This is a genomic window from Peristeroidobacter agariperforans (genome assembly GCF_004138335.1).
GTDB classification, from domain to species: domain Bacteria; phylum Pseudomonadota; class Gammaproteobacteria; order Steroidobacterales; family Steroidobacteraceae; genus Steroidobacter; species Steroidobacter agariperforans.
The window spans coordinates 1,497,955-1,522,248 of sequence record NZ_RYFW01000001.1 but is presented as its reverse complement, the minus strand read 5'-3'; the positions used below and the strand labels follow the sequence as shown (position 1 = coordinate 1,522,248).

The 24,294-nt window shown below is 64.0% G+C and carries 20 protein-coding genes; 5 read left to right on the top strand and 15 right to left on the bottom strand.

All coding sequences use genetic code 11. From position 1 onward, the window contains the following. Positions 1–24 precede the first annotated feature (24 nt). From EK373_RS06545 to EK373_RS06490, 10 genes are all read right to left on the bottom strand, one after another. A complete protein-coding gene (locus EK373_RS06545; RefSeq protein WP_129641904.1) occupies positions 25–2,436 on the bottom strand; it encodes a PEGA domain-containing protein in 2,412 nt (803 codons plus the stop codon). Further along, complete coding sequence (locus EK373_RS06540; RefSeq protein WP_232831095.1) at positions 2,433–4,829, bottom strand: serine/threonine-protein kinase; 2,397 nt, start codon at positions 4,827–4,829, stop codon at positions 2,433–2,435. The genes EK373_RS06545 and EK373_RS06540 overlap by 4 nt, the downstream gene beginning before the upstream one ends. Then, positions 4,810–6,063: a hypothetical protein gene (locus EK373_RS06535; protein WP_129641902.1), complete on the bottom strand. Its 1,254-nt coding sequence runs from the start codon at positions 6,061–6,063 to the stop codon at positions 4,810–4,812. The genes EK373_RS06540 and EK373_RS06535 overlap by 20 nt, the downstream gene beginning before the upstream one ends. Positions 6,064–6,167: 104 nt before the next feature. Beyond that, the gene (locus EK373_RS33315) at positions 6,168–8,015 is read right to left on the bottom strand and encodes a hypothetical protein (RefSeq protein WP_198683335.1); all 1,848 of its coding nucleotides are present in this window, start codon (positions 8,013–8,015) and stop codon (positions 6,168–6,170) included. A 172-nt stretch (positions 8,016–8,187) separates the two neighbouring features. Further along, the gene (locus EK373_RS06515) at positions 8,188–8,970 is read right to left on the bottom strand and encodes a hypothetical protein (protein ID WP_129641900.1); all 783 of its coding nucleotides are present in this window, start codon (positions 8,968–8,970) and stop codon (positions 8,188–8,190) included. Between the two features lie 268 nt (positions 8,971–9,238). Continuing rightward, the gene (locus EK373_RS06510; protein WP_129641899.1) at positions 9,239–10,333 is read right to left on the bottom strand and encodes a PA0069 family radical SAM protein; all 1,095 of its coding nucleotides are present in this window, start codon (positions 10,331–10,333) and stop codon (positions 9,239–9,241) included. Positions 10,334–10,370: 37 nt separating this feature from the next. After that, entirely contained in the window at positions 10,371–11,612 is a 1,242-nt protein-coding gene (locus tag EK373_RS06505) for an MFS transporter (protein WP_129641898.1), read from the bottom strand. Positions 11,613–11,706: 94 nt separating this feature from the next. Further along, positions 11,707–13,587 carry a sensor histidine kinase gene (locus tag EK373_RS06500; protein WP_129641897.1) on the bottom strand — a complete coding sequence of 627 codons (1,881 nt, stop codon included), beginning with the start codon at positions 13,585–13,587 and terminating at the stop codon, positions 11,707–11,709. A 34-nt stretch (positions 13,588–13,621) separates the two neighbouring features. After that, the gene (locus EK373_RS06495) at positions 13,622–14,221 is read right to left on the bottom strand and encodes a sigma-70 family RNA polymerase sigma factor (protein WP_198683107.1); all 600 of its coding nucleotides are present in this window, start codon (positions 14,219–14,221) and stop codon (positions 13,622–13,624) included. After that, positions 14,218–14,403: a NepR family anti-sigma factor gene (locus EK373_RS06490; protein ID WP_129641896.1), complete on the bottom strand. Its 186-nt coding sequence runs from the start codon at positions 14,401–14,403 to the stop codon at positions 14,218–14,220. The genes EK373_RS06495 and EK373_RS06490 overlap by 4 nt, the downstream gene beginning before the upstream one ends. A gap of 202 nt (positions 14,404–14,605) precedes the next feature. Between EK373_RS06490 and EK373_RS06485 the strand changes: the two genes are divergently transcribed. After that, positions 14,606–15,376: a response regulator gene (locus tag EK373_RS06485; RefSeq protein ID WP_129641895.1), complete on the top strand. Its 771-nt coding sequence runs from the start codon at positions 14,606–14,608 to the stop codon at positions 15,374–15,376. A gap of 66 nt (positions 15,377–15,442) precedes the next feature. On the opposite strand, the gene EK373_RS06480 is transcribed toward EK373_RS06485, so the two are convergent. Further along, positions 15,443–15,616, bottom strand: coding sequence for a DUF1328 domain-containing protein (locus tag EK373_RS06480; RefSeq protein WP_129641894.1), 174 nt, complete (start codon positions 15,614–15,616; stop codon positions 15,443–15,445). 167 nt (positions 15,617–15,783) lie between these two features. On the opposite strand from EK373_RS06480, the gene EK373_RS06475 reads away from it, so the two are divergent. After that, positions 15,784–16,017, top strand: coding sequence for a hypothetical protein (locus tag EK373_RS06475; RefSeq protein ID WP_129641893.1), 234 nt, complete (start codon positions 15,784–15,786; stop codon positions 16,015–16,017). Between the two features lie 46 nt (positions 16,018–16,063). Here the strand turns inward: EK373_RS06475 and EK373_RS06470 are convergent, their stop codons facing one another. After that, complete coding sequence (locus EK373_RS06470; protein WP_129641892.1) at positions 16,064–16,942, bottom strand: alpha/beta fold hydrolase; 879 nt, start codon at positions 16,940–16,942, stop codon at positions 16,064–16,066. A 76-nt stretch (positions 16,943–17,018) separates the two neighbouring features. Continuing rightward, entirely contained in the window at positions 17,019–17,162 is a 144-nt protein-coding gene (locus tag EK373_RS33005) for a hypothetical protein (RefSeq protein WP_157994250.1), read from the bottom strand. 111 nt (positions 17,163–17,273) lie between these two features. On the opposite strand from EK373_RS33005, the gene EK373_RS06465 reads away from it, so the two are divergent. After that, complete coding sequence (locus EK373_RS06465; protein ID WP_129641891.1) at positions 17,274–19,946, top strand: tetratricopeptide repeat protein; 2,673 nt, start codon at positions 17,274–17,276, stop codon at positions 19,944–19,946. Between the two features lie 3 nt (positions 19,947–19,949). On the opposite strand, the gene ilvA is transcribed toward EK373_RS06465, so the two are convergent. Beyond that, positions 19,950–21,470 (bottom strand): threonine ammonia-lyase, biosynthetic, encoded by a 1,521-nt coding sequence (ilvA, locus tag EK373_RS06460; RefSeq protein WP_129641890.1) that lies wholly within the window; start codon positions 21,468–21,470, stop codon positions 19,950–19,952. 29 nt (positions 21,471–21,499) lie between these two features. Here ilvA and EK373_RS06455 point away from each other — a divergent pair, with 29 nt between their 5' ends. Continuing rightward, positions 21,500–22,873 (top strand): aminotransferase class V-fold PLP-dependent enzyme, encoded by a 1,374-nt coding sequence (locus EK373_RS06455; RefSeq protein WP_129641889.1) that lies wholly within the window; start codon positions 21,500–21,502, stop codon positions 22,871–22,873. A gap of 11 nt (positions 22,874–22,884) precedes the next feature. After that, positions 22,885–23,304, top strand: coding sequence for a hypothetical protein (locus EK373_RS06450; protein WP_129641888.1), 420 nt, complete (start codon positions 22,885–22,887; stop codon positions 23,302–23,304). A 23-nt stretch (positions 23,305–23,327) separates the two neighbouring features. Here EK373_RS06450 and EK373_RS06445 read toward each other — a convergent pair whose 3' ends face one another. Next, positions 23,328–24,179: an alpha/beta fold hydrolase gene (locus tag EK373_RS06445; protein WP_157994249.1), complete on the bottom strand. Its 852-nt coding sequence runs from the start codon at positions 24,177–24,179 to the stop codon at positions 23,328–23,330. Between the last annotated feature and the right edge of the window lie 115 nt (positions 24,180–24,294).

Below are 24,294 nucleotides of genomic sequence, written 5' to 3'. Positions count from 1 at the left end.
GCCCCTCACCTACTCCGCGCCTGTCTACTCTGCATAACGGGCGACACGGAAGCCCACGTCGTTGGCCTGGCTTTCACCAAAACTCCGCGCCGAGAGGCGAAGCTCCGTAACACTCGCCTGCTTCCAGCTGGAGCCGCGGATCACGTGCTGCTTGCCATCGGCAGGACCGGTCGGATCGACCGCGGCCGCGCCGCTGTCCGAACTGACAGTGTAGTAGTCATGTACCCATTCGGCGACGTTGCCGCCCACGTCGAACAGACCCAAGGGATTGGCTGGGAATTTGCCGGTCGGCGCCGCGGCGGCGTAGCCGTCGTCGTAATCTGGAATGACATCCTGAACGATCAATCGTGCCGTCACATCCGCGTAATTTCCCGAGCGTGGCGTCACTGGCAGCGCATTGCCCCAGGGATAGCGCCGGAATTTGCCGCCGCCTTCGAAGCGCGCCACCCATTCCCACTCCGCGTCGGTAGGCAACCGATAGCCCGTCGTCAGCGGCTGCACGGCGACCATGCGGCCATCCTTGTTCTGGTACGCCGGCGGCAGCCCATCCTGTTGCGACAGCCAATTGCAGTACAAAGCGGCATCGTTCCAGGTCACGCCCACGACCGGCTGATTGTCCAGATCGAGCGTGTGCTGGCCGATGATGCCGGAGCGATGATCGGCTTTGAACTTGCGGAACTGGCCGTTGGTGACTTCACTCACCCCCATGTAGAACGGCCGCTTGAACTGCACGTCACGCTGCGCTTCGTTGGCGCGCCGGCCCGGCTCGCGACGCGGGCTGCCCATGGTGAAAGTGCCGACCGGCATCAGCTTCAGCGACAGCTCCGCCTTGCTACGAATGTTGCTCGGCGTGGCTGCCATCCTGGTCTGTTCGGGCGTGAGCAGCGTGGTCTCGATCTTCTGCGAAACGCCGGGCCGCGGCGTGATGCTGGTCTTGTAGGTGACGAAACCGGTCTTGCGAATCTCGATGTCGTGCGTGGTCGCGACCAGCCGCAATTTCTGATTGGCGGCGCCTGCGGCTTTGCCGTCGACGAACACTTGCGCGTCCGCCGGCTGCACCGCCAGCGTCACTTCGCCGAACACGCCGGAGAGCGGCACGGACAGCGTGCGAGCTTCGCCAGCCGTGAGTGAAATCTCACGCGTCGCAGCTTCGTAGCCAGGCAACGTCAGCACGACGTTGTGTGCGATGTCGGGCCGCAATTCCAGCGAGACCGGCGTTTGTCCGCGATACACGCCGCCGACCGAAACACTCGCCCCCGAAGGCTCGGAACGCAGCGCCAGCTGGCCATCGGGCAAGCCGAGGCGGACCGGGCCGAGATTCATCGGTTCGTTCGCCTTCACCTGCACGTCGGTGGTCCAGGATTTGAAACCGGCCATGCGCAGCTCGACCGGATGATTGCCGGCGAGAATCTGCGTCGTCAGCGGCGTCACACCACGCTCTTCGCCATCGACCACCAACATCGCGCCGGCAGGCTCGGAGCTCACGGTGACTTCGGCCCACGCGGGCACCAGCTTCGGCGTGAATGTTTGACTCTTGCCTTCGCCGACGACGTCCAGCTCACCCGAGAAAGGTTGATAACGCGCAGCGGCGATTGCGATCGTGTGCTTGCCGGGCGCAAGCGTGAATTCGCCCGGCGCATTGCCGAGCTCTTTGCCATCGACGGTGACGCGCGCTTGCGCAGGCACGTCGACCTTCACCTTGCCGGGAAGTTTTTGCAGCTTGAGCGCGAATGTTTGATTCGTTTCTTTGGTGACCTTGGCTTGCAGCTGCGCCGGCGAATAGCCTTGCTGAGTCGCCTTGATCAAATAATCGCCGGGCCGCACCAGCACGCGACCGCCGAAGCGCACCGCCGGCAGCGTGCCCTGGATGTCGACTTGCGCGTCGGCAGGATCGGTGCGCACGTTTACCGACGTCGCGGTGAAAATAAACCAGAGCACGACCGCCACCAGCGCTGCGGCCACGCCGGCAACGATTTTCTTCAGATCGATCGAGACCCTCGGGCCGGGCTTGACCGGACTGCTCGGGCGGAACTGCGTTGGATCGATGCGCTCGGCATCCCCTTCGCCACCTTGCAGGCGGGCGGACGGCTCGATGATGGGCGGCGCCGTGATGTTGCCGCTGCTGCCGTCGTCGACTTCGACGATGCGCTGATCGTCACGTTGCGCGAGCAGCCGCAACCGGGCTGCGCCAAAGTTGATCACATCGCCGCTGCGCAGCCACGTGGAGTTCTGCACGGGTATGCCGTTGTGGAGCACTTCGGCGCCGTCGGCGGGCTGCACGAACAGCTGATCTTCGTGCAATCCCAGATACGCTTCCGCGCCCTCGGGCCGGCCAGCCATGACGATGGCGCTGCCCTCCCCGCCTACTGCGATAGGAAAATCCGTGGCCGTGAATCGGCGCTCGCCCAGGGCCTCGCGAACGATGAGCTCGCTCAAATCTTATCCTCGCAGCGAATCACGACCGGCTCCGGCGCTGTTCCCGGAATCACGCTGATCTCTCGCCGCACGTCGCGATAGCCGGGTCGGGTGCCGACCACGGTATAGCTGCCCGGGACGAGCTCCAGGGAGCGCTGTTCGAACGCTCCGAGGACGCCAACGCGATAAATGGTCACTTGAGTGATGTTGTCCGAACGCAGGGCGACCGGCACCGGCACGTCGGCACGCGCCAGCCACTCGCCCAGTGTCTTGATCTGCTTGCTCAGGATCGGGCCGGGATTGGCGATGCCCGCCGCTCGCGACAATGTTTCTTTCGCCACGACCCGCACCGACTGACTGAACAGACGCTCGGGCTGCGTGAGATACATTTCCAGCTGCTCGTTCAACGCGGCGCGCGGGGATGTGCGAGCGGCGCCCTCATTCGCCGCGGCCACGGTCGAATCGAGCTCGAGCACGCTGCGATATACCTTGAGCGCCTCGGCCCATTTCTCTTGCGACTCGAGCTGCTGGGCTTCCTGCAACTTCACGCCGATCACGCCGGTGCGCTGCTCTTGTTCGATCTGCCGCAACGCCTGCGGAATCTCCGGCGCGTCGGGACGAATGCGGCGTGCAGCTTCGAATGCTTCGCGTGCTTGCGAATAATTTGTGGCCGCGAGGGCGCTGTAGCCTCTCGCCATCGCGCTTGCGAAGGCATCGGCGGCTTGTCGCGAAGTGATGCGTGCGATGCCTTCACTCGCTCGCGTTGCTTCGGCATCGAGGGCCAGCGCCTTCTGGAAGTTTTCGAGCGCGGGCGTCGCGTTGCCTTCCTTCTCCTGGCCTTCCGCCTTGGTCAACAGGGCCAGCACTTGATCCAGCGTGCCTGCGCGCTTCAAGCCACGGGAAGCGACCTGGTTGTTCGGTTCGATCTTCAGCGCCAGCTCGAACGCAGCTTTGGCGTCTTCGGAACGACCGTCCTGCAACGCTTGCGCGCCGGCCTTCAATTGCTCGGCTAATACCTGTGGGGCGCGCTTCTCGACGGCATCGAGCAGCGGCGTAATCTGCTTGAGCTTCTGCTCGGCCGCGGTGTATTCGCGGGCGGTCGCATCTTGATCGGCCGCTGCCAGCATCGAGCTCGCGCGACCGAATTCTTCACCGCCCCACTGAGCGGCGGCACGCGCATTGAGCTTCTGCAGACGCTCGTCGATGACGGCGCGCAGCTCCTCGGCCGCCTGCTTCGCTTTCGCCAGAGCCGCGAAATCGAGTTCTTTTTTCTCGGCTACCGGGTCTGCGGCTTTGGGAGCGACGGCCGCGGCTACAGGCGCCTTCTGAGCGGGCCGCTCGCGCTCCATCACTTTGGGCAACACGAAGAACACTACGCCGATGGCAACCAGACCGAGCGCCACCAGCGACGCAGCCAGGCCGCGCCGGAAACCTTGGCGACGCAGATCGTCCTCGTTGACGCGCGGGCCCGTCGTGCGCTGCCACTCGCTGCGCAACGGTTCGCCCTGGCCCGGCGGCGGACGCAAACCGGGCGGCTCGATTTTCACCGAGGCAGGCTTGATGGGTGCAGGCTCATTCATATCGCTCATCATCGCAGGCGGCGGCAGACTCGCAAGCGCCGCGCGTAATTCTCTTTCGACTCTGCCCATGTCCGCAGGCCGGTCCTCCGGCCGTCGTGCGAGCAGTCTTCCAATCAGCTGCGCAATGGCCGGCGGCACGTGGGCCGGCGGCGGCGCAGGCTCTCGCATTACGTCTCTCGCCGCCGCCGCGTCCGGATAGAACGGCGGATAGCCTGACAATAACTCGTAGAGCAGCGCCCCAAAACCGTACATATCGTCCGCGACACTGACCGGCGCACCGGCGAGCTGCTGCGGGCTGGCACTGAACGGCGAGCCCCGCGTGAGCGTGCCGAAATCCGCCAGCAACGGCGTGCCGTCCGCACTCAACAGCACATTCGCGGGCTTCAGATCCCGATGGACGATGCCCGCCGCGTGCGCTGTCGCCAGTGCCGACGCGATCGGAATCGTCGCTCTGAGGATCTCGCCACAACTGCGACCGCGCAGTTGAGTCAGATCGCCACCCGCGGCGTAATCCATCGCGATCCACGCGTACTGCGCCGACCGCTGCAGCCCTTCGACTCGCAGAATATTCGGATGGTCGAGCGCCGCGACGCGTGCGTACTCGTCGTGCAAAGCCCCGCAGGTTGCAATGTCCTGCGCCAACTCCGACGACAGAATCTTGACCGCGACCGGGTCGCGGCGTTCACGTTCTTGCGCGAGCCAGACTTCGCCGCTGCCCCCGGCACTCAACCGACGCACCAGGACGAGACTGCGAGACAGTTCCTGCCCGCGCTCCAGCATGACGAATGTGTGCTTGGATCGGGCGGCTGGCGAGTTATCCGCCGCCGGTCTCAGCCTTGGAAGCAGCCGCCTTCGAAGCAGTCTCCTCCGGTACTGGGGTCACGGGCACCGGCGTGCCGGTTTCATTTTCGTAGAGCTCTTTGAGCAAGCGCCGCCATTCGGTGTACTGCTCTTCGGCCGTGCCTTTGAGCTGCAGCGTGCGGCCTTCCACTTCGACCACCATGGGTTGCACTTCGGCCTGGAACGATTCGCCCAACTGCTTCAACGAGTCGGAGTGCAGTTTCACTTCCGCACCCTTGTCGAAGCCGCTCTTCACGGCATACGCGCCGCCGAAGATCGCACCGGTGGCAGCGGCCTGCCCGGCATATGTATTCGCTTCCGCACCGACCACGAGGCCGCCGACGATCGCCGCTGCGCCGAGCAGCTTGCGGGTGATCGCGGAACGCTTCGCCTCATCTTTCGCTTCCAGCTCGGAGTAGCTGTAGCGGCGCCAGTTCGTGTACGGCTCGGACATGTTTTCCGCGAACAGCGAGTAGTGCTCGTTGATGGTGTCGAGCAGTGCGTAATCGCGCTCCCGGATCCGATCCATCCGCTGCAGCATCGGATCGTCTTCGGACGGCAGGCGCACGACCTGCTTCACGCCCTTCTTGTCCCGGGTCATGTAATTGCTGAAAGCATACGGCGCCAGATCGGACGCGAAACGCAGCTCGGACACCCGGCGCACGTTTTCCAGATCGGCGGCGGTCATCTGCTGCCGATACATCAACATGTCGTTCGCCAGCGTGTTGTACATGTTCTGGAAGGGATCGCGCGGCTTGCCGGTTTGATCCTTATAAGAGCGCGTGTCCGCGAGCTGGTTGTACTCGCGCTGGAACCACTGCCGGCCGGTCGCGTCGATCACGGTGATTTCGGCGCGCAGCACCTGGCCGGTCGATTCGATGATCTTGCCGGAGACATAAACGTCGAGTGCCTCGGCGTCTTGCGGCATCACGCGCACCTGGCCCCACTGGCCGGTGCCTTCGAGCGTGTTACGCAGCTGCATGGGCAGGAAGCGCGCTTCGGCTTTGCGCACTTCGGGGAAGATGTGCTCTTCCTCCATCTTCTTTTCGTCCTTGGGCAGGTTCTCTTCGAACAGCCGCACACCCACGTCGAGCAACTGCGACTGAGGTATCTCAGTCGCGGCCTGTATGGCCTTCACCCGCTGCTGCGGGCGGGTCTCGTGAGTGACACATCCGGCCGCGCCCAGGGCGGCCACCGACAGGACGATTAGAGCAAGCGTGCGCTTCATAACTTTCAACCTGAGCCGTTCTTGTCGCTGCCTTACCTGCCCCATTGACCTTATTCGTTCCGCCAGTTTTTGCTTTTCGCTCAGCTCATCGAGGAAGGGGGCCCTCAGGTCCCCTTCTTATAATTCCGATACTCCTGCCAGAGTTTCTCGCGCAGCTCCGGATCGGTTTCGTTCATTGCGGCTTCGCGCAACTGACGGGCGACGATGTCGTCGTCGCTGCCATCCGGAATACCCGCGGGCACCGTGTTCGGACCGCTGCCGCCACTGGCGCCGCCGCCCACACCGCCACCGCCACCCTGGCGGCCGCCACCCTGGCCTTGGCCTTGCCCTTCTCCCTGACCCTGACCTTCGCCCTGTCCCTGTCCCTGGCCTTGTCCCTGACCTTGACCATTGCGGCCCTGGCCACTGCCATTGCCTTGACCCGCGCCAGCGCCATCGCCCTCGCCAGCGGCACCTTCAGCACCTGCACCCTGGCCGCCGCTGCCGTCAGTGTTGCCTTGTCCACCGCCTCCGCCGCGACCATTGCCGCGCTGTCCGGCGATATCGGCCTGCTCTCTACGCATTCGGCCGTCGAAGATGCTGAAGGATTCGTCGAACTTGCGATCGATCTGCGCGGTGCGTTCGCCGCCGGTCATCGGACCGCCGCCACCACCGCCGCCGTCTCCAGCGCCGCCGCCCTGCGCACCTTGATCGCCACCACCGCCAGCACCGCCACCTTGGCTTCCTTGGGCGCCGCCACCACCGGCGGCCCCGCCCCCGGCCGACGGATAACCGCCGCCACCCATGGCGCCAGCTCCACCTGCGGCGCCACCGCCGCCTGCAGAACCGCCGCCCTGCATTCCACCGCCACCTGCAGCGCCGCCGGCAGATCCACCGCCCTGCGCGCCGCCACCTTGCATGCCGCCGCCGTTTGCTCCGGCGCCACCGGCCGCGCCACCGCCGCCTTGCATGCCGCCGCCACCTTGCATGCCGCCGGCATTTGCTCCGGCACCGCCGGCTGCGCCGCCGCCTTGCATTCCACCACCGCCAGCCGCGCCGCCTGCTGCGCCACCGCCACCGGCCGATCCGCCGGCCGCGCCACCGCCGCCGCTGGATCCTTTGAAGATGCTTTCGTTCGGGGAGCCGCCGCCGGATGTGCCGCCGCTCGAAGAATCTTGCGAGCCGGCTGAACCGCCACCGCCGCCTTGGGCGCCACCGCCTTGCGCTCCGCCGCTACTGCCGCCACCGCCAGCGCTCGGCAAGCCGCCACTCTGATCTCCGCCCGCACCGCCGGTGCTAGGCGAAGGCAAACCCGCCGAGGGCAAACCAGCGCCCGGCAGTGAACTACCGACAGTCACATTCGGACCGGAAGAACCGCCGCCGCTCTGGCCGCCGCTCGAACCACCCGAAGAGCCGCCCGCGGCGCCGCCGGACTGCCCGCCCGCTCCGCCAGCTGAGCCGCCTTGCGAACCACCGCCCTGACTGCCGCCACCTTGCGATCCGCCGGAGCTGCCGCCCGATGAGCCGCCAGCGTTCGCGCCGCCGCCACTTTGTCCGCCGGACTGGCCACCACCCATGGAGCCGCCCTGACTGCCCTGGGAAGAAGAAGATGAAGAAGGCATACCCGACGAGCCGCCACCGCCGCTCGCGCCACCCGATGAAGGCATTCCGCCGCTGGAACGACCACCGCCGCTCGATCCGCCGCTGGGCATGCTGCTGGATGAACCGCCGGAAGAGCCGCCGCCGCTAGAACCCGACGAACCCGACGATCCACCGGAGGAGCCGGAAGAACCGCCGCTCGGCATGCTGCTCGAGGGCATCGAGGAGGAAGATTGCTGTTGTGGGCAACCGCCCATGAGGAAGGCGGAGACGGAACCGACGAGCACACATTGCACGGCCAGCGTCAGCCGACGCTTGGACGTCGCTGGCAGCTCTGGCGCGGTGGCCGGAATCCGAGTGGGTTGACTCTGCATGTCCTCTCCTTCCTTTCCCCTGGCGCGCATGAGGACGCATGACGCCAAAGGAACTGTGCGACCGATCAGCTGAACGCGCGCTGACCCAAGTCTGTCGAGGTCAGCCCACGTTCGATGAATGTGCCGCCTCCAAGTTCAATGCGCGAAATCCGAGTTCGGCTCAATGCGCCTCTCAATTGGGCGACACCGCCACCGTCTCCTCGTCTTCCGTACCCATCAAAAACGACTTCAGCTGCCCCGCGAGCCGATCGCAGGCGGTGCTCTGCACCGGCGCGATCAGCGGAATCGGAGCGATGGCGCCGATCATTACCGACGTGCCCTTCACGTCGGTGGTGAGACTGCCAGCGCTGATGCCCTGGCGCAGGTCCCAGACCGTCGCTTCGTAATCCGAGGACTTCTCCCACCAGCCCAGCCCCAGACAGCCGGCGCCACCGGGGCCGGCCGCGCACGCGATGCTGCCGCCGCCGTCAGTCTTTTGAGTCACGCCGTCGACCCACACGATGTAGCGCACGCCCATCTCGGCGACACGTTCGGACACGCCGGGACGCGCGAGAAACGCGCTGAAGCCCTGTGCGTTGGCCGGTGCGGTGCTGGGTTCGAGCCACGGATACAGCGCGTCGACGAAATAGTGATCCGCGTAGATCTGGAATGGACCCTTGCTCAGGTTGCTGCGAGGCTCGAATTCCTTGCCCGCGCGTTGCCTCTCGGCAACGCTGGCGGAGACCGACTCGCCGACCAGCTCGCGCTCCAGACAATCGAGAAATTTGTCTTCCGTGCCCGTGCCTTCCAGATGCGGCTTGGCGAGCAGCACGATTGCCTCGTGGGAAGTGATTTGCGTAGGCGCCTCACGCAACTCCTCGATCTTCGCGGTCATGCACCCGCTCGTCAGAAGAGTCGTGCCCAGCGTCGCGATGGCCATCGCGAGACGCGGCGAGACAGTGACACCAGAATTCATTGATCTTCTCCAGGAAGTTCAGGTCGAGGATCAATCCGTCCTGAAGCGTTCGCCGACTTACGGCAATCCGATTCGCTTCCTGCATCGGCTCACCGGTCGCGTCGCGCCCGACCTTTACGATCGAGTATACGCCAGCCATTCATACGTCAATGCCGGGAAAACGCGCAAGCACTTGAGATGCTCAATCGCGAATTATAGGTGCAATGTCAAATGGGCCTTTGGGCCAATGCGTTCGAATGTGACAGCCGCGCGAGCGCGCGACGGCGCTTCAAAGCAACGACATTTGCCGCGACTCTCCGCCACTTGCAGTGGAGCCCGCAACAAACAACGCCGTGTTGTGCACAAATCTCTCGCGATGTTTCAGGCCGTATCGAGTGCACGCAGCCGCAAACCGCTGCGCCAGCAGGTCGGCATATTGTCCTTCGCCGCGCTGACGATGGCCCCAGCGCGGATCGTTGTCACGCCCGCCGCGCATATCGTGCAATCTCGACCAGACGTGCTTGGCCTTCAGCGGCTCGTGTTCATCGAGCCACTCGCGAAATAAATCCTTCAGCTCGTACGGCAAACGCAGCAGTACATAGCCGGCCGAGCGCGCGCCGGCCGCCGCCGCCGCCTCGACAATTTTTTCCAGCTCAGAATCCGTGAGTACCGGAATCACGGGCGCAATCATCACTCCCACCGGTATTCCCGCTGAGCTCAAGCTGCGAATGGCTCGCAGTCGCGCTGCCGGCGACGCCGTGCGCGGCTCGAGCGTGCGCTTGATGTCGTTGTCCAGCGTGGTGACGCTGACCAGCGTGTAAACCAGGTTGTCCTTGGCGAGCGGCGCAAGCAGGTCGATATCGCGCTCGATCATGGCGCTCTTGGTGATGATGGAGAACGGATGCCGACGCTTCGCCAGCACTTCGATGATGCTGCGGGTGACGCGGTACTCGCGCTCGATCGGCTGGTAGGGATCGGTATTGGCGCCGATCGTAATCGGCGAGCAGCGATAGCTCTTCGCCGACAGCTCTTGCTCGAGCAGGCGCGCCGCGTCCGCCTTGTAGAACAGCTTGGTCTCGAAATCCAGGCCCGGCGAGAGATTCAGGTAGCCGTGCGAGGGCCGGGCGTAACAATAGATGCAGCCGTGCTCACAGCCGCGATAGGGATTGATCGACTGGTCGAAGGAAATATCAGGCGATTTATTGCGGCTGATGATGGAGCGCGCCGGTTCCGGCTGCACCGTGGTTTCCAGCGGCGGCAACGCTTCTTCGATCGTGCCCCAGCCATCGTCCACTGCTTCGGCGCGGGTGGGTTCAAAGCGCCCAGCAGGATTCGACACGGCGCCGCGTCCGTTGCGAACAGCAGGGCGAATCGGGCTGGGCATGAACACGATAGTACTGGATATAAAACCAGGCTGGCAACTACTTCTTCTGCTGCTGGGGGAACTCCTGCATTTTCCACAGCACGGGGAACAACCGCGTCCATAGACCGGTAACCACAAGCGTCGCGACGCCGCCGATCAGCACGGCGCGAACCGCGCCCCACCACCTGGCCATCACGCCAGATTCAAAATCGCCCAACTCGTTCGACGCGCCGATGAACACCGAGCTCACCGCGCTCACTCGGCCGCGGATGTAATCGGGTGTATCCAACTGCACGAGCAGATGACGCACATAGACGCTGACCATATCCGCCGCGCCGAGCACGACCAACGCCGCCATCGACACATAGAAACTGGTACTGAGGCCGAACACGATGGTCGCGACGCCGAACATCGCGACGCCGCCAAACATCCACGATCCAACGTGGCGCGAGATCGGACTCAACGCGAGCACCAGGCCGCAGGCCGCAGCGCCGATCCCCGGCGCGGTTCGCAGCAAGCCGAGGCCGGTCGGGCCGACGTGAAGAATGTCACTTGCAAACATCGGCATCAGCGCCGTGGCGCCGCCGAGCATCACCGCAAACAGATCGAGTGAGATCGCGCCGAGCACCACGGGTCGCGAGCGCACGAACTTCAAGCCGGAAAGCAGGGTTTCCAAGCTCAACGGCTCCCGAGTCGTGCTCACCGGCTGGCTCGCGCCGCGAACTTGAAACATCAACAGCGCTGCGGTCAGCGCCAGCGTCATCACGGTCGCATACACGACCGACGGCCCCGCGAGGTACAGCACACCGCCGACCGCCGGACCGATGATGGTAGCGACCTGTTGAGACGATGAATTCAACGCGACGGCGCGGCGGAACGCGTCGGCCGGCACCAGATTCGGCAGCACTGACTGCGAGGCCGGCATCGAGAACGCGCGTGACGCGCCCAGCGCCATCATGATCAGGAAGATCGGCCACGCCGACAGCAGGCCACGCAGCGTCATGATCAGCAACGCCAGCGCGCACATCGAGCTGGTCAGGTAACAGGTGGTCACGATGCGAGCGCGGTTGTAATTGTCCGCAGCGTGACCGGCCGGAAGAATCAACGTCACGAACGGAATGAACTGCGACAGACCGATCAAGCCCAGGTCGAGCGGATCGCCGGTGATGTCATACATCTGCCAGCCGACGGCGACGACCTGGATCTGCGCCCCGAGTGACGCAAGAAAGCGTCCGCCAATGAAGCGCAATACATTGGGGTGGCGCAGCACGCTTTGCGTTTGCGCACTCAGACTGGTCATGCGGTGCCGGGAAGGAAGTCCGTTACAGACACGCCAGGATACTGGGGCGCGCCGCAAAGACCCAGACGGGAGCTATTAGATTTGTGCTAGTCGCTCAAGCCGATCGGGTCGTCGGCTCCCCGGGCGGCGGCGCCGTCGCCGGAACCGGACCGGGCTGCGTCATGCCGGACACATTGTGAGCGCCGGCATGATGGGGCGCGTGGTGTCCGCCGTGTTTTTTATCGTCCGGCTTGAGCTGAGCGGGGAATCTGACCTGTACGACCGTCCCCTCCTCCGAGCGCGTCTCCAGCTCGCCGCGCAACTGGCGTACGAATGCTTCGATGAGCGAGCGGCCCAAGCCGCTTTGATCCGGCGAGCTGGCCGACATGTCGAAACCGGTGCCGTCGTCGCGAATGGTGAGCAGCAAGGTCGCAGGCGACTCTCGCACGATCTGCACCCGGATATGGCCGCCGTCGCGTTCGTTGAACGCGTGCTTGTACGCGTTGGTGATCGCTTCGGTCACCAGCAATCCGAGCGGCACAGCCACGTCGGGGCCGATGACTTCGCTCGGCGAGTCGACCGTCAGCTCGACATTGCGCCCCCGGGACAAGCCACCGCGACGCAACTCGGCGCACAAGTCTTCCAGGAACCACTTCAGGTCGATCTCCTGCAGGTTCTCGGATTCATACAAACGCCGGTGCAACGTTGCGAGCGCGTTGATGCGACTGCGCGCTTCGGCGAATGCAACCTCGGCCCGCGGATCGCGAATCCGGCGCGCGTGCAGGTTGAGCAAACTCATCACCAGCTGCAGATTGTTCTTCACGCGATGATGAATCTCGCGCACCAGGATTTCTTTTTGCTGGAGCGAGTCGCGAAGCTCGTTCTCGCGGGCCGACAACAGATCCGCCATGCGCGAGAACGTTTCTCCGAGACTGCGAATCTCCGCTGGCGCGGCACTGACCCGTTCCGGGCGCACGCTGTGCCGACCGGCCGCATACGCCGAGGTAATGCGCTCGAGATACGTGATCCAGCGCACGACCAGATGCTCGATGCCAAACCAGACGACGGCGATGGCGAGCGCCCACATCAACAACGGAGTGAACACGCCCCACGCAACTTGCAGCGCCAACGGACCGATCGCGGTCAGCACCGGGGTGCCGAGAATGACGAAGATGCGACCGCCGAGCAGCGGACTGATGGCATAAAGCCGCCACGTTCCATCATGGCCGCGCGCGCGGAACGTCTGAGTCTGACCGCCTTGCATGTGCTCACGCAGGTGCTCGTTCACGATGTCGCGCGCTGGCAGCGGCGAGCGGGCCGGCGAACGCTGCGATTCGCCCGTGATGATCTCGCCCTGGCTATCCAGCAGTGCGAATGCGGTGTCGTCGGTCTCGTTGCCGGAGTGATAGCGACGCGTCAGCCAGTCCAGGCCGATGAACAGCGCCACCGCGCCTTGAATGACACCGTCCTCGTTGACCAGCGGTACGGCGGTGATGATGCCCCAGGTGCCCAGCCAGCGACTGACCAGCAGGTCGCTGATGACGAACCCATCGCCGCTCATGACGGAGATGAACCACTGCCGGTCGGCGACGTTCACACCGCTGCGCGTCGGGCCGGAGGCGCAGCTGAAATCGCCCTTTGCGTCGACGACCGACGCGCCCGAGTATTGATCGAGTCCGCCGATGGCTCGCTGCAGAGCGCGCCGGCACGCGAGGCCTTCGCCGGCTCGAACGTCGGGTTGTGCGGCAAGGCTGGTGAGGATCTCGCGCGACGCCGAGATCATGTTGACCTGCTCGGTCGCCGACAGCTGCGCGGCCTGGGCGAGGTTCTGCTCCAGGATCCGCATGCTGCTGTTGTAGCTCGAAATCGCCTGCAAGACCGCGAGCGCGCCCGGCGCCAGCATAGCGATGCCGACGATGAGCACGAGCCGCGGACGCAGGCCGGCATTGCGACCAAACCAGGAACGCGGCGCGGCGACGATCTTGGCGCTCTTCAAGCAGCGACTCCCCGCAGCGGAACAACCTCAGTGCTCAGGACACGCCCGAGCGCCGTTCATTGCTGATATTAGGCTCGCTGAGAGAGTTTACCGCGGGCAACGTCCCGGTCACCTGAGTGGCATCCTCGCCGAGCAGCTCGACCAGGCGGTCGCGAGCGCGCGCAATACGGCTTTTGATGGTGCCCACCGCGACCTGGCACACGTCTGCCGCTTCTTCATAGGACAGGCCGGTCGCACACACCAGCACCAGTGCTTCGCGCTGATCCACCGGCAGCTCCTGCAGCGCGCGGTTCAAATCGCGCAGGTGCAGCTTTGCATCGTGGTCCGGCGCGATGGCCATCTGCGATGCGCAGATGCCGTCCGGATCCTCGATCTCGAACTTTCGATGGCGCAGCTCGGAGTAATAGCAATTGCGCAGAATCGTGAACAACCAGGCTTTCAGGTTGCTGCCCGTCTGGAATTGCTCACGGTTGGTCCATGCCTTCAGCACCGTGTCCTGCACCAGGTCGTCGGCACGCGCCGGGTCGCCGCACAAGGAACGTCCGAAAGCACGCAGTGCCGGCAGCAAGGCCGTCACCTGATCGAGAAATTTATCCTGGCCGGTCATGGGCGGCGCCCCGTGCGTCCCGCTCAAGCGCCACGCTCCTTGTCTTCAAGCTGCTTCAACAGCTGCTTGAACTCGTCGGGCACCGGCTCGTCCATGACGTCGGTGAACATGCGCTTCAAGCGCGATCCGAGCCAATCGGGGACTTGCTCCGTCGCCGCGCTCGCAATCGGTGCTTCGACGGGCTCGTCAGGCTTGGTTTGCTCACTCATGATCATGGCTGATTGGGGTAATGGCGCGACGGATCGCGCATGGTCCATACCTGGGGTCTAACGCTCAGTGGCGGAGAGAACGCCTAGCGCCGTGAAAAAGTTCCAGGGAGTAAGGAACCTTCTCCCCCGTTCGTACATAGTATTGCTGCATTCATCCAGAGCGCTCCATCGCGCCGCTAAAGAACCGTATTCAGGAGTCTCCATGGCCTTAGCTCACGCCATCGCCGAACATCTGCCCTATCTGCGCCGGTACGCCCGCGCGCTGTGCGGCACGCAGAAAAGTGGCGATGCCTATGTCCGGGCATGTCTGGAAGCGATTGTTGCCGATACTTCGGTACTGGATGCCCGCCTGTCTCCAAGGGTTGGCCTGTATCGCTTGTTCCATAAACTCTGGAACAGCGCGCACATCGAGGTGCCGGCGGCGTCGGCAAAGCGCGACGCCGATGGTGTCGAACGGCGCTTGAGCGAGCTCACGCCGGCGCGTCGTCAGGCATTGCTGCTCACCGCGATGGAAGGCTTCAACATCGTCGATGCCGCCCAAATCCTCAGCGTCGACGAAGAGGAAGTGAAACAAATGGTGAGCCAGGCGGTGCGCGAGATCTCCAACCAGCCCAGCACCAAGGTGCTCATCATCGAAGACGAGCCCATCATTTCGCTCGACCTCCAGAGCATCGTGCGCGAGATGGGCCACACCGTCGCGGCAATTGCGACCACCCGCGACGAAGCCGTCCGCGCCGCGCGCAAGACAGAGCCGGGCCTGGTGCTGGCGGACATCAAGCTCGCCGACGGCAGCTCCGGCATCGACGCCGTCCGGCAGATCCTGAGCGAGGTGGAGGTGCCGATCGTGTTCATCACCGCGTATCCGGAGCGTCTGCTGACAGGCGAGCGTCCCGAACCTACATTCCTGGTCACCAAGCCGTTCGTGCCCGAGACGGTGCGCGTCGCGGTCAGTCAGGCGTTGCTGTTCGCCTGATCTTCTCTTTCAGACCCTAAAAAAACGGGGCCTTTCGGCCCCGTTTCTTTTTGCTCGTCCCCCTCGTCAGACTGGAGGCCTGCCGCGCAACGCGCCACCCACCAGCGCCACCAAAGTCAGGACCAGGAAAATAAAGAACAGGATTTTCGCGATACCGGCCGCGGCGCCGGCAATGCTGGTGAAGCCCAGCACGGCGGCAATGATCGCGACTACAAAGAACGTCAGCGCCCAAGACAACATGTGAACCTCCGTACCCTCGTTGAGAACTCCAGCTCGCGACCCTCCTTGTACCGCGCGCCTCTTCAACTTCGGAACGCCTGAGCTTATGTCCGGTTCCGGCGCAGCAATTCGGAACTTCCCGCATGCGTAAACGTTTTTCTGACGAATTTTTACAGCGGAGAAACATCATGAAAACGACTGGAAAGCTGCTTTGGTCCGCGCTGCTGGCAGCGACGCTGAGTGTCGGCCTCGCTGCGTGCGACAAGAAAGGGCCGGTGGAACAAGCCGGCGAGGAAGTCGATGAGGCCGTCGATACGCTCAAGAACGGCGGCGAAGAATCGACCGAGAACAAAGTGGATGACGCCATCGATGAAGCACGCGAAGGCGCCGAAGACACGGCGGATGAGCTGAAAGAAAAGTAAGCGAACGTTGGTTTGCTACCAGGGACAGAGTTCAATCTGTCCCTTTTTATTTGTTCTCGAGGAATTCTTCGATCAGAGCGGCGACTTCACCCGGCCGCTCGTGGTGCATCATGTGGCCGGCGTCGTTGACGACCGCGAAGCTGAGCTGGCGATAGATCGCGCGCAGCCTGGGCTCGGCGAGCTCGTCGCCCATGCGCTTCACCAGATCGGATTGATCGCCCAACACGAATAACAACGGCGCTTCGATCGCGCGCCAGCAAGCTTCGGCCTGCTCGCGTGAGTACAGCACCGGATTGGTTCGCTTGTGTTTGGGATCGGCGCGCAACTCGACCTTGCCGTCGCCTCGCGTTTGTCCCCAGGAGCGCGCAATGAACTCCACGCGCTCCTTGGGAGTGCGGGGGTTGCGACGCGCGAGCACGCGAACCAGCTGCTCGTAATTTTCGTAAACGGCGAATTCCGTGCCGTGCTTCACTTCATCGAGCCATTCGGCATAACGGGCCGGCGCCTGATCGGGTGTCGTGCGCGCCATGCCAAAGCCTTCGAGGCTGACGAGTCGGCGTATGCGCTGCGGCCGCACGCCCGCATACAGCATGGCGATATTGCCGCCCATGCTGTGGCCGACCAGGTCGATGGGCGCATCGGGCGCCAGCTGGTCCAACAGCGCATCGAGGTCGGCGAGATAGTCGGGAAACCAATAGCCATCGGCAGGCCATTGCGTGCGACCGAAGCCGCGCATGTCGATGGCAACACAGGTGCGGTCGGCAGCGAAGCAATCGACGAGGAACTGATACGTTTCGCCCGTATCGCCCCAGCCGTGCAGCAGCACCAGCGGATCCGGGTCGCTGCCGGGCCAGCGATACACATGGAAAGTCAGGCCGCGCGCGTGGAGTTGGTCGTTTTGCAGGGGCCGCAGCGATCGATACATGAGTGTCGTCTAAGGGAGGAATGGCGATACCGTACGCCTTACGGGCACGGCATCGCTCACTTTGGTCAGCGCTCGCTCAATTCTTTTGCGGCGTGCGGACCACGGTGGCACCGGCCTTCTTGCTGGCCTTCTTCTTGCCGACCTTCTTCTTCGGAGCAGCCTTCTTCGGGGCGGCCTTCTTCTTGCCAGCCTTCTTGCTCGCTTTACGCTTCGTTGCCATGGTTACTCTCCGGGTTAGTCCCAATTCAGTCAGATTTCAGTTTTGAGTCACGTTATTCACGTGCCGGCGCATATTACACGGTAGCGCCTTCCTGATGCATGATGGCGGTCGATGGACAACGGCAAGAACATTCACGAACAAGTCACGACCATCGTCGCGCACGCGCGTGGCCTCAGCACGCGCGACCGTGGCGACTACGTGCGGCGCGCCTGCGGAGCCGATGAAACATTGCTGTCGCATGTTCTGCACGCACTTGGCGATGCACTCGGCGAGAAGGCGGCACAGGAGCAAGGCTTCTGGGATGACGTCGCCGCCGGCGAAAGCACGCGCATGTCATCGCTGGAAACGCTCGAAGGGCAACTGCTCGGCCGCTACCGCATCGTGCGCAAGCTCGGCTCCGGCGGCATGGGCGACGTGTATCTCGCCGAGCGCGCCGATGAGGAGTATCAGCAGCGCGTTGCGCTGAAGATCGTGCGCGGCGGGCTGTTCTCGCCGCAGATTCAAAGCCGCCTGCGCATGGAGCGGCAGATCCTCGCAACGCTGCAGCACCCCAACATCGCGCGCCTGCTCGACGGTGGCCGCGCGCCCGACGGCACGCCGTATCTGGTCATGGAGTACATCGACGGCGAACCCATCGACACCTATTGCGACCGTCGGCGGCTGTCCGTGGCCGAGCGGTTACAGCTGCTGCGGACCATTTGCGGCGCCGTCCACTACGCGCATCAGAACCTGATCGTGCACCGGGACCTGAAGCCCAACAACATCCTGATCACCCCCGACGGCGTGCCCAAGCTGCTGGATTTCGGCATCGCCAAGCTGCTCGACTCACGCCACTCGGCGCACACGCTCGCGGTCACGCACTTCGAGTACCGGGTGATGACGCCGGCGCATGCCAGCCCCGAGCAGGTGCGCGGCGACGTGATCACGACCGCCAGCGACATCTATGTGCTCGGCGTGCTGATGTACGAATTGTTGTGCGGCCGGCGGCCGTTCCATCTGGTCGGCACCAGCCTCACGGACATGGAGCGGATCATCTGCGAGCAGGAGGCACTGCCGCCGAGCGCAATGGTCGCGCGCGTGATGACCGAGTCGCCTGAATTGATGGCGGACCTCGCCTCGCATCGCTCGACCACGGCTGCTCGATTGCAGAAGCAGCTGCGCGGCGACCTCGACAACATCATCGGCATGTCGATGCGGAAGGACCCGGAGCGTCGCTATGCATCCGCGGAGCAACTCGCCGCGGACGTCGAGCATCACTTGAACGGGCAGCCCGTTCTCGCAACCAGTGACACTTGGATCTATCGAACCCGCAAGTTCATCAAGCGACACGCGCTGTCGGTGACCGCGGGTGTTGCGATGGTCATCACGCTCGCTGCGTTCTCGGCAGTGACGTACATCCAGGCACAGAAGATTGCGAAGGAACGCGACGTCGCGACCGCCGAGCGGACGCGCGCGGAGCAGATTTCATCGTTCCTCGTAGAGTTATTCGAGCTATCCGACCCGTCGCGGAGTCGCGGTAACCAAGTGACGGCGCGCGAGATGCTGGATATCGGCGCGCGGCGCATTCGATTTGGTCTCGCTGATCAGCCGGAAACGCGGGCCACGCTCCTGGGAACGATTGGGCGCGTTTACGGCAGCATGGGACTGCACGAGAGCTCCGTGGAGCTGTTGCAGGATGCGTTGGACTCGCGCATTCGGATCTATGGCGAGCGTCATCCGGAGGTGGCGCAGGCCCGCGCGGCACTCGGCACTGCCTTGTGTGAGCGCGGCCAGCTCGACGCTTGCTCGCAGCAACTCGATGCGGCACTGGCCATGCAGAAGGAATTGTTAGGAGCCGATGCGGTGGCCGTCGCGCCGACGCTGCTCGCACACGGCCGCCTCACGCAGCTGCGCGGCGATCTCGATGGCGCAGAACGGTACTTCAGCGACAGCCTCGAGATTTATCGACTCCATGGTCAGGACCGGACTTCGGCCGCCGCGTCGGTGATGAACGAGCTGGCCGGGCTGTACACATATCGCAATGATTTCGAGCGCGCGGCCACTTTGTTTCGCGCAGCGCTGGATATCGATCGGCAGGCGCTCGGCAACGATCACCCGCAGGTCGGCGTCCACGTGCTGAACCTCGCCTTCACCTCGCAATCGCTCGGCAAGCTCGATGAAGCGGCGGGGCTATATACGGAAGCACTGCAGATTCTCGAGAAAGTGTTGGGCGAGACGCATCCGATGACGTTGGATGCCAGCGCGAACTACGGCCGCTTCCTGCACCGTCGCGGCGACCTCGCGCAAGCGGAGCAAGTGCTGGTTCGCGTCGTCGATTTGGATCGCAAAGCGCGCGGCGATCAGCATCCTTACGTTGGACATGATCTCGTGAACCTCGGCTTGGTGCGTGTAGATGCCGGCAACGCAGCTCGCGCTGAGCAGGATTTCAGCGCCGCACTCGCCATTTACGGCGCCTCTCTACCCGCCGACCATCCCTTCGCCGCTTCCGCCCTCTCCGGCCTCGGCCGCGCGCAGCTGGAACAAAGCCGCTTGAAAGAAGCCGAACAAACCTTGCGTCAGGCCTCGCAGATCGCCACCAAATCCCTCGCCGCCGACAGCCCTCAACTAGCCGCCATCAACAGCTCTTTGGGTCGCACCCTCCTCGCCCAAAAACGTCCCTCCGCCGCGGCGCCGCTACTGCGCGAGAGCTATCCCATCCTCGCCAAGGCGCAAGGCGAAGACGCGGTGATTACGAAGAAGACGAAGGAAGCGCTGGCCAGCGTGGACAGCGCTCGAGCCGAGTAAGCGTCAACCGCCCAGGAACATCTTGTACGCCGAGTTATCCGTCTCCTCCGCGTACACATATTTCAGTTCGCGGACGTGCAGGTCGAATTCGGTGCTTTCGGACGGTGGGATCTGCACGCCGACGAGGACGCGGCCGTAGTCGGAGCCGTGGTTGCGGTAGTGGAACAGAGTGATGTTCCAGCGGGTGCCGATGGCGTTGAGGAACTTCAGCAGCGCGCCGGGGCGCTCGGGGAATTCGAAGCGGAACAGGCGTTCGTCGTCGAGACCGCGGGCGTGGCCGCCAATCATGTAGCGGACGTGCAGCTTGGCGACTTCGTTGTCGCTCATGTCGTGCACGGTATAGCCGGTGTCCTTCAGCGCCTTGATGGTCGCTTCTTTCTCGCGACGGCCATCGCTCAAGCCCAGGCCGACGAACAACTGCGCGGAAGCAGTATCGCTGTAGCGATAGTTGAATTCGGTGATGCTGCGTCGGCCGAGCGTCTCGCAGAACCGCAGGAAGCTGCCCTTCGCTTCCGGTATCTCCACTGAAATCAGCGCCTCGCGCTGACCGCCGATATCGGCGCGTTCCGCGACATGGCGCAGACGGTCGAAATTCACATTGGCGCCGCAGTTGATAGAAATGAACGTGCGATCGCGGCACTGCTCGCGCTGCACGTAACGTTTGATACCGGCCACCGACAGCGCACCCGACGGCTCGACGATGGTGCGGTTCTCTTCGAAGATGTCCTGCATGGCCGCGCAGATCTCATCCGTGCTGACCAGGATGATCTCATCGACGTACTCACGGGCCAGACGAAACGTTTCCTCGCCGACGCGGCGCACGGCGACGCCATCGGCGAAAATTCCGACCCGATCCAACGTAACGCGCTTGCCCGCCTGCAGCGACTTGTACATCGCATCCGCATCGTCGGGCTCGACGCCGATGATCTTGATCTTCGGAAACAAATACTTCACATACGCCGCGACGCCGGCGATCAGGCCGCCGCCGCCGACCGCGATGAAGATGGCGTCGATCTGCTCGCCCGCGCACTGGCGCAGCAGCTCCATGCCGATGGTGCCCTGGCCGGCAATCACATCCGGATCGTCGAATGGATGAATGAACGCCAGCTGGCGCTCGCTCATCACCTTCATCGCATGCTCGTACGCCTGATCGTAATCGTCGCCATGGAGCACAACCTCGGCGCCGTGATCCAATACTGCCTGCACTTTGATCTGCGGCGTGGTCTGAGGCATGACGATCGTTGCCGGAATGCCGCGACGCTTGGCAGCCAGCGCCACGCCCTGGGCGTGATTACCGGCCGAGGCGCAAATCACACCGCGCTTGGCGGCCGTTTCCGACAGGTGTGCAATCTTGTTGTAGGCGCCGCGAATCTTGAACGAGAAGACCGGCTGCAGATCCTCTCGCTTGAAGAGAATGCTGTTGCCCAACCGGCGGCTGAGCCGCGGCGCCGCGTCGAGCGGAGTGGCGATGGCGACGTCATAGACGCGCGCTTTGAGAATACGTTCGAGGTAATCGTGGGACATACAGGCCAGGATACCGCATTCCTGCAATAATGCGCGCCGCTGCCGGCCACGACACCGACTCACATCTGAACGTCCGCATGAACGATTCGACCAACCGCCTTACGCGCCGTGACCTGATTGCTTCGTCCTTGGCGACATCCCTGGGCGCCGCTGCCCTGGGTTCATCTGCACCGGCCGCGGCCCAGCCCGTCGGCAGCATGCCGGCGACCACCAAGGAGTTGTGGCAATGGTTTCGCACCCAGCCGGTGCTGGATCTGCAGAGAACCTATCTGGACGTCGCCACCGCCGGCCCGACGCTGCGCGCCGCGATGGCGACCGAATATCGCGTCCGTGATTCACAAAGCCTGAACATCGCCTCGTTCGCCGAAGGACAGTGGAGCGCCGAGAGCACGCGCATCGCCACCGCATTCGGCGGCTTCGTCGGCTGCGATGCAGACGAAATCGTATTTACTCGCGGCGCCGGCGAAGCGCTCGCCATGGTCGCCAATGGTCTCGACCTGAGTGCGGGCGATGAAGTCATCACGACCAATCGCGAGCATCCCGCCGTGCTCAGCCCCTGGCTGTTGCTGGCCAGACGCCGCGGCATCGTCGTCAAACAGATCGATCTGCCGGCGCCGCTGAGCGGCCCCGAGCAAGCGCTCGGCTTGTTTGCCGGCGCCGTCACCGATCGCACCAAAGTGCTCATGTTCTCGCACGTCCAGTATGCGGACGGCACGTTGATGCCCGTGCAGGAGCTGTGTCAGTTCGCTCGCAGCCGCAATTTGATCAGCGTGGTCGACGGCGCGCAGGCGCTCGGCATGCTGGATTTCCAGCTGCGCGATCTGGGCTGCGATTTTTATGGAACGTCATTTCACAAATGGCTCGGCGGCAGCAACGGCACCGGCATGTTGTATGTGCGCCGGGACATGCTCGACCGCATCTGGCCGACACTGCCGCGCGGCATCGATGCCTCGCCGCCGGTGCTCACGCCGACGCAATCGAACGGTCACGTCGGCGCGCCGGCGGCACTGCATAAGTTAGGAAACATTGTCCCGCTGAGCTGGGCGCCGCTGCGCGGCGCCGAAGTGGCCCTGGGTTTTCATCAGCAAGTCCTGCGCAGCCGCATCGAAGCGCGTATTCGTGAGCTGACGATCTATGCGCGCCTGCGCTTGCAGCAGCTGCCCGGCGTCGAGGTGCTGACACCGAATCGTCCCGGCTTGTGGGGCGGCATCCTGTCGTTTCATGTGCCCGGCCGCCTCGCCTCCGATATCACGCTCGGGCTGGTGCGCGGCCATCGCGTGTTCGCTCGCGACATGCAGTGGCCCGGCAAGAGCGAAGGCGCGGTCCGCGTTTCACTGCATGCGTTCAACACCCACGACGAAGTGGACAAACTGTTCGCGGGTCTGCAGCAGGTGCTGCGCTAGGCCCGGCAATCATGGTTGAACTGAATTATCTGCTGATCATGGGCAGCCTGAGCGGCTTGGTCGCCGTGCTGGCCCATTCGGTGATCTATTCCCTTTACGAGCTGATCCGCTCGGGCGGCACGCACATGAGCACGGTGAGTTTCACCGACGCGTTCCTGCACCTGGTCTGCGGCACCGGACTCGGGCTGCTGTTCTGGCTCAGCTGGGGATTGGCCGGCATGGTCGACGTGCCCTGGTGGGTCCGAGGCTTATCGTTCGCGATGCTGTGCTGGGCGCCGGTGTCGTTGCCCGCAGTGGTCGCTGCGTGGATCAGCGCTGCGCCGGAACGCGGGCTATCGACCAAGACCATGGCGCTGATGGCGTCACGCTGGGCAATGACCTGCGTGATCGCGGGCCTGGCTTGCGCATGGAGCTGGGAGCGCTCGATGTGAGCGCTCCTCGCCAGCCTGGTTGATCAACGATCGAAGAATTCGCGGGCCACGGACGTGAACCGCTGCGGAGCCGCGCTCAGGAAACCCTGGCCGTAGTCGGGCAGATCGAGCATCGAGCCATTCGGCAACGAGGCGCGAGCGCGTCCCGAGTGCTCCCAGAATTCATCCTTCAAGCGCAGCACCAGCGCCGACTGTTTCACCAGCGGCAGGCGCTCCGACGCAGGATATTCGACCATCGCGACGTACGAGCGTGCGCCGCTGGCGCCCGCGCGCAGCCGATCGCCCAGCTCATCGGTCAAAGCACTGATGGGCGCGCCCGGTCCGCGACGCTCGAGTATCCGGCGCCATTCGTCCGATACATCGCTGCCGTCTTCACGCGAGCCAGGCGACGGCACGTTCTGCAGTAGTGACGCGCGGTCCTGCGCGGAGTAGGACGGCACGCCCCACAGCATCACGCGACGGATGCTCTGCGGACGGGTAATGGCGAGCTCGGCCGCCACCAGCGCGCCGAGCTGATAACCGGCGAGATCGACATTGCGCAGACGCAGGCTATCGATGAAATCGCCGATCGCGGCGGCCAGGTCGGCGACGGTCGCCTTGCTGCTGGCCGGGTCGGAATTGCCGTGGCCCGGCAGGTCGGGCGCATAGACGCTCCGATCGTGTCCCAGCTCGCGCAGGATGGGCGAGAACAAACGGCCGGATCCGCCACTGTGATGCAGGCAGATAACCGGTGTACGCTCGTCAAAACCGCCTCCCGAAGGGTACGCCGTGGACAGATGAATCTGGCCGTGACGGCTCTCGGCGTAGGAACGGCGCACGTGCACGACGGCGGGCTGGGGCAAAGGCAGGCGATTACGATACTTGGCTTGGATCACTCGAAGTCCCCTTTTCTGACGCTCCATGCGACCGACGCCTCCGTGCGAGTTGAGCGTGGCTCTAGCGAGCCGTGCGCGCGGGTCGCGCATTTAAGCTGGGCCGCGCACTTGCTGG

Coding starts and splice junctions, on each gene's coding strand:
- EK373_RS06535 (WP_129641902.1), bottom strand. CDS start 6,063: ATGAAGCGCACGCTTGCTCTAATCGTCCTGTCGGTGGCCGCCCTGGGC.
- EK373_RS33315 (WP_198683335.1), bottom strand. CDS start 8,015: ATGCAGAGTCAACCCACTCGGATTCCGGCCACCGCGCCAGAGCTGCCA.
- EK373_RS06515 (WP_129641900.1), bottom strand. CDS start 8,970: ATGAATTCTGGTGTCACTGTCTCGCCGCGTCTCGCGATGGCCATCGCG.
- EK373_RS06510 (WP_129641899.1), bottom strand. CDS start 10,333: ATGCCCAGCCCGATTCGCCCTGCTGTTCGCAACGGACGCGGCGCCGTG.
- EK373_RS06505 (WP_129641898.1), bottom strand. CDS start 11,612: ATGACCAGTCTGAGTGCGCAAACGCAAAGCGTGCTGCGCCACCCCAAT.
- EK373_RS06490 (WP_129641896.1), bottom strand. CDS start 14,403: ATGAGTGAGCAAACCAAGCCTGACGAGCCCGTCGAAGCACCGATTGCG.
- EK373_RS06485 (WP_129641895.1), top strand. CDS start 14,606: ATGGCCTTAGCTCACGCCATCGCCGAACATCTGCCCTATCTGCGCCGG.
- EK373_RS06480 (WP_129641894.1), bottom strand. CDS start 15,616: ATGTTGTCTTGGGCGCTGACGTTCTTTGTAGTCGCGATCATTGCCGCC.
- EK373_RS06475 (WP_129641893.1), top strand. CDS start 15,784: ATGAAAACGACTGGAAAGCTGCTTTGGTCCGCGCTGCTGGCAGCGACG.
- EK373_RS06470 (WP_129641892.1), bottom strand. CDS start 16,942: ATGTATCGATCGCTGCGGCCCCTGCAAAACGACCAACTCCACGCGCGC.
- EK373_RS33005 (WP_157994250.1), bottom strand. CDS start 17,162: ATGGCAACGAAGCGTAAAGCGAGCAAGAAGGCTGGCAAGAAGAAGGCC.
- EK373_RS06465 (WP_129641891.1), top strand. CDS start 17,274: ATGGACAACGGCAAGAACATTCACGAACAAGTCACGACCATCGTCGCG.
- ilvA (WP_129641890.1), bottom strand. CDS start 21,470: ATGTCCCACGATTACCTCGAACGTATTCTCAAAGCGCGCGTCTATGAC.
- EK373_RS06455 (WP_129641889.1), top strand. CDS start 21,500: ATGCGCGCCGCTGCCGGCCACGACACCGACTCACATCTGAACGTCCGC.
- EK373_RS06450 (WP_129641888.1), top strand. CDS start 22,885: ATGGTTGAACTGAATTATCTGCTGATCATGGGCAGCCTGAGCGGCTTG.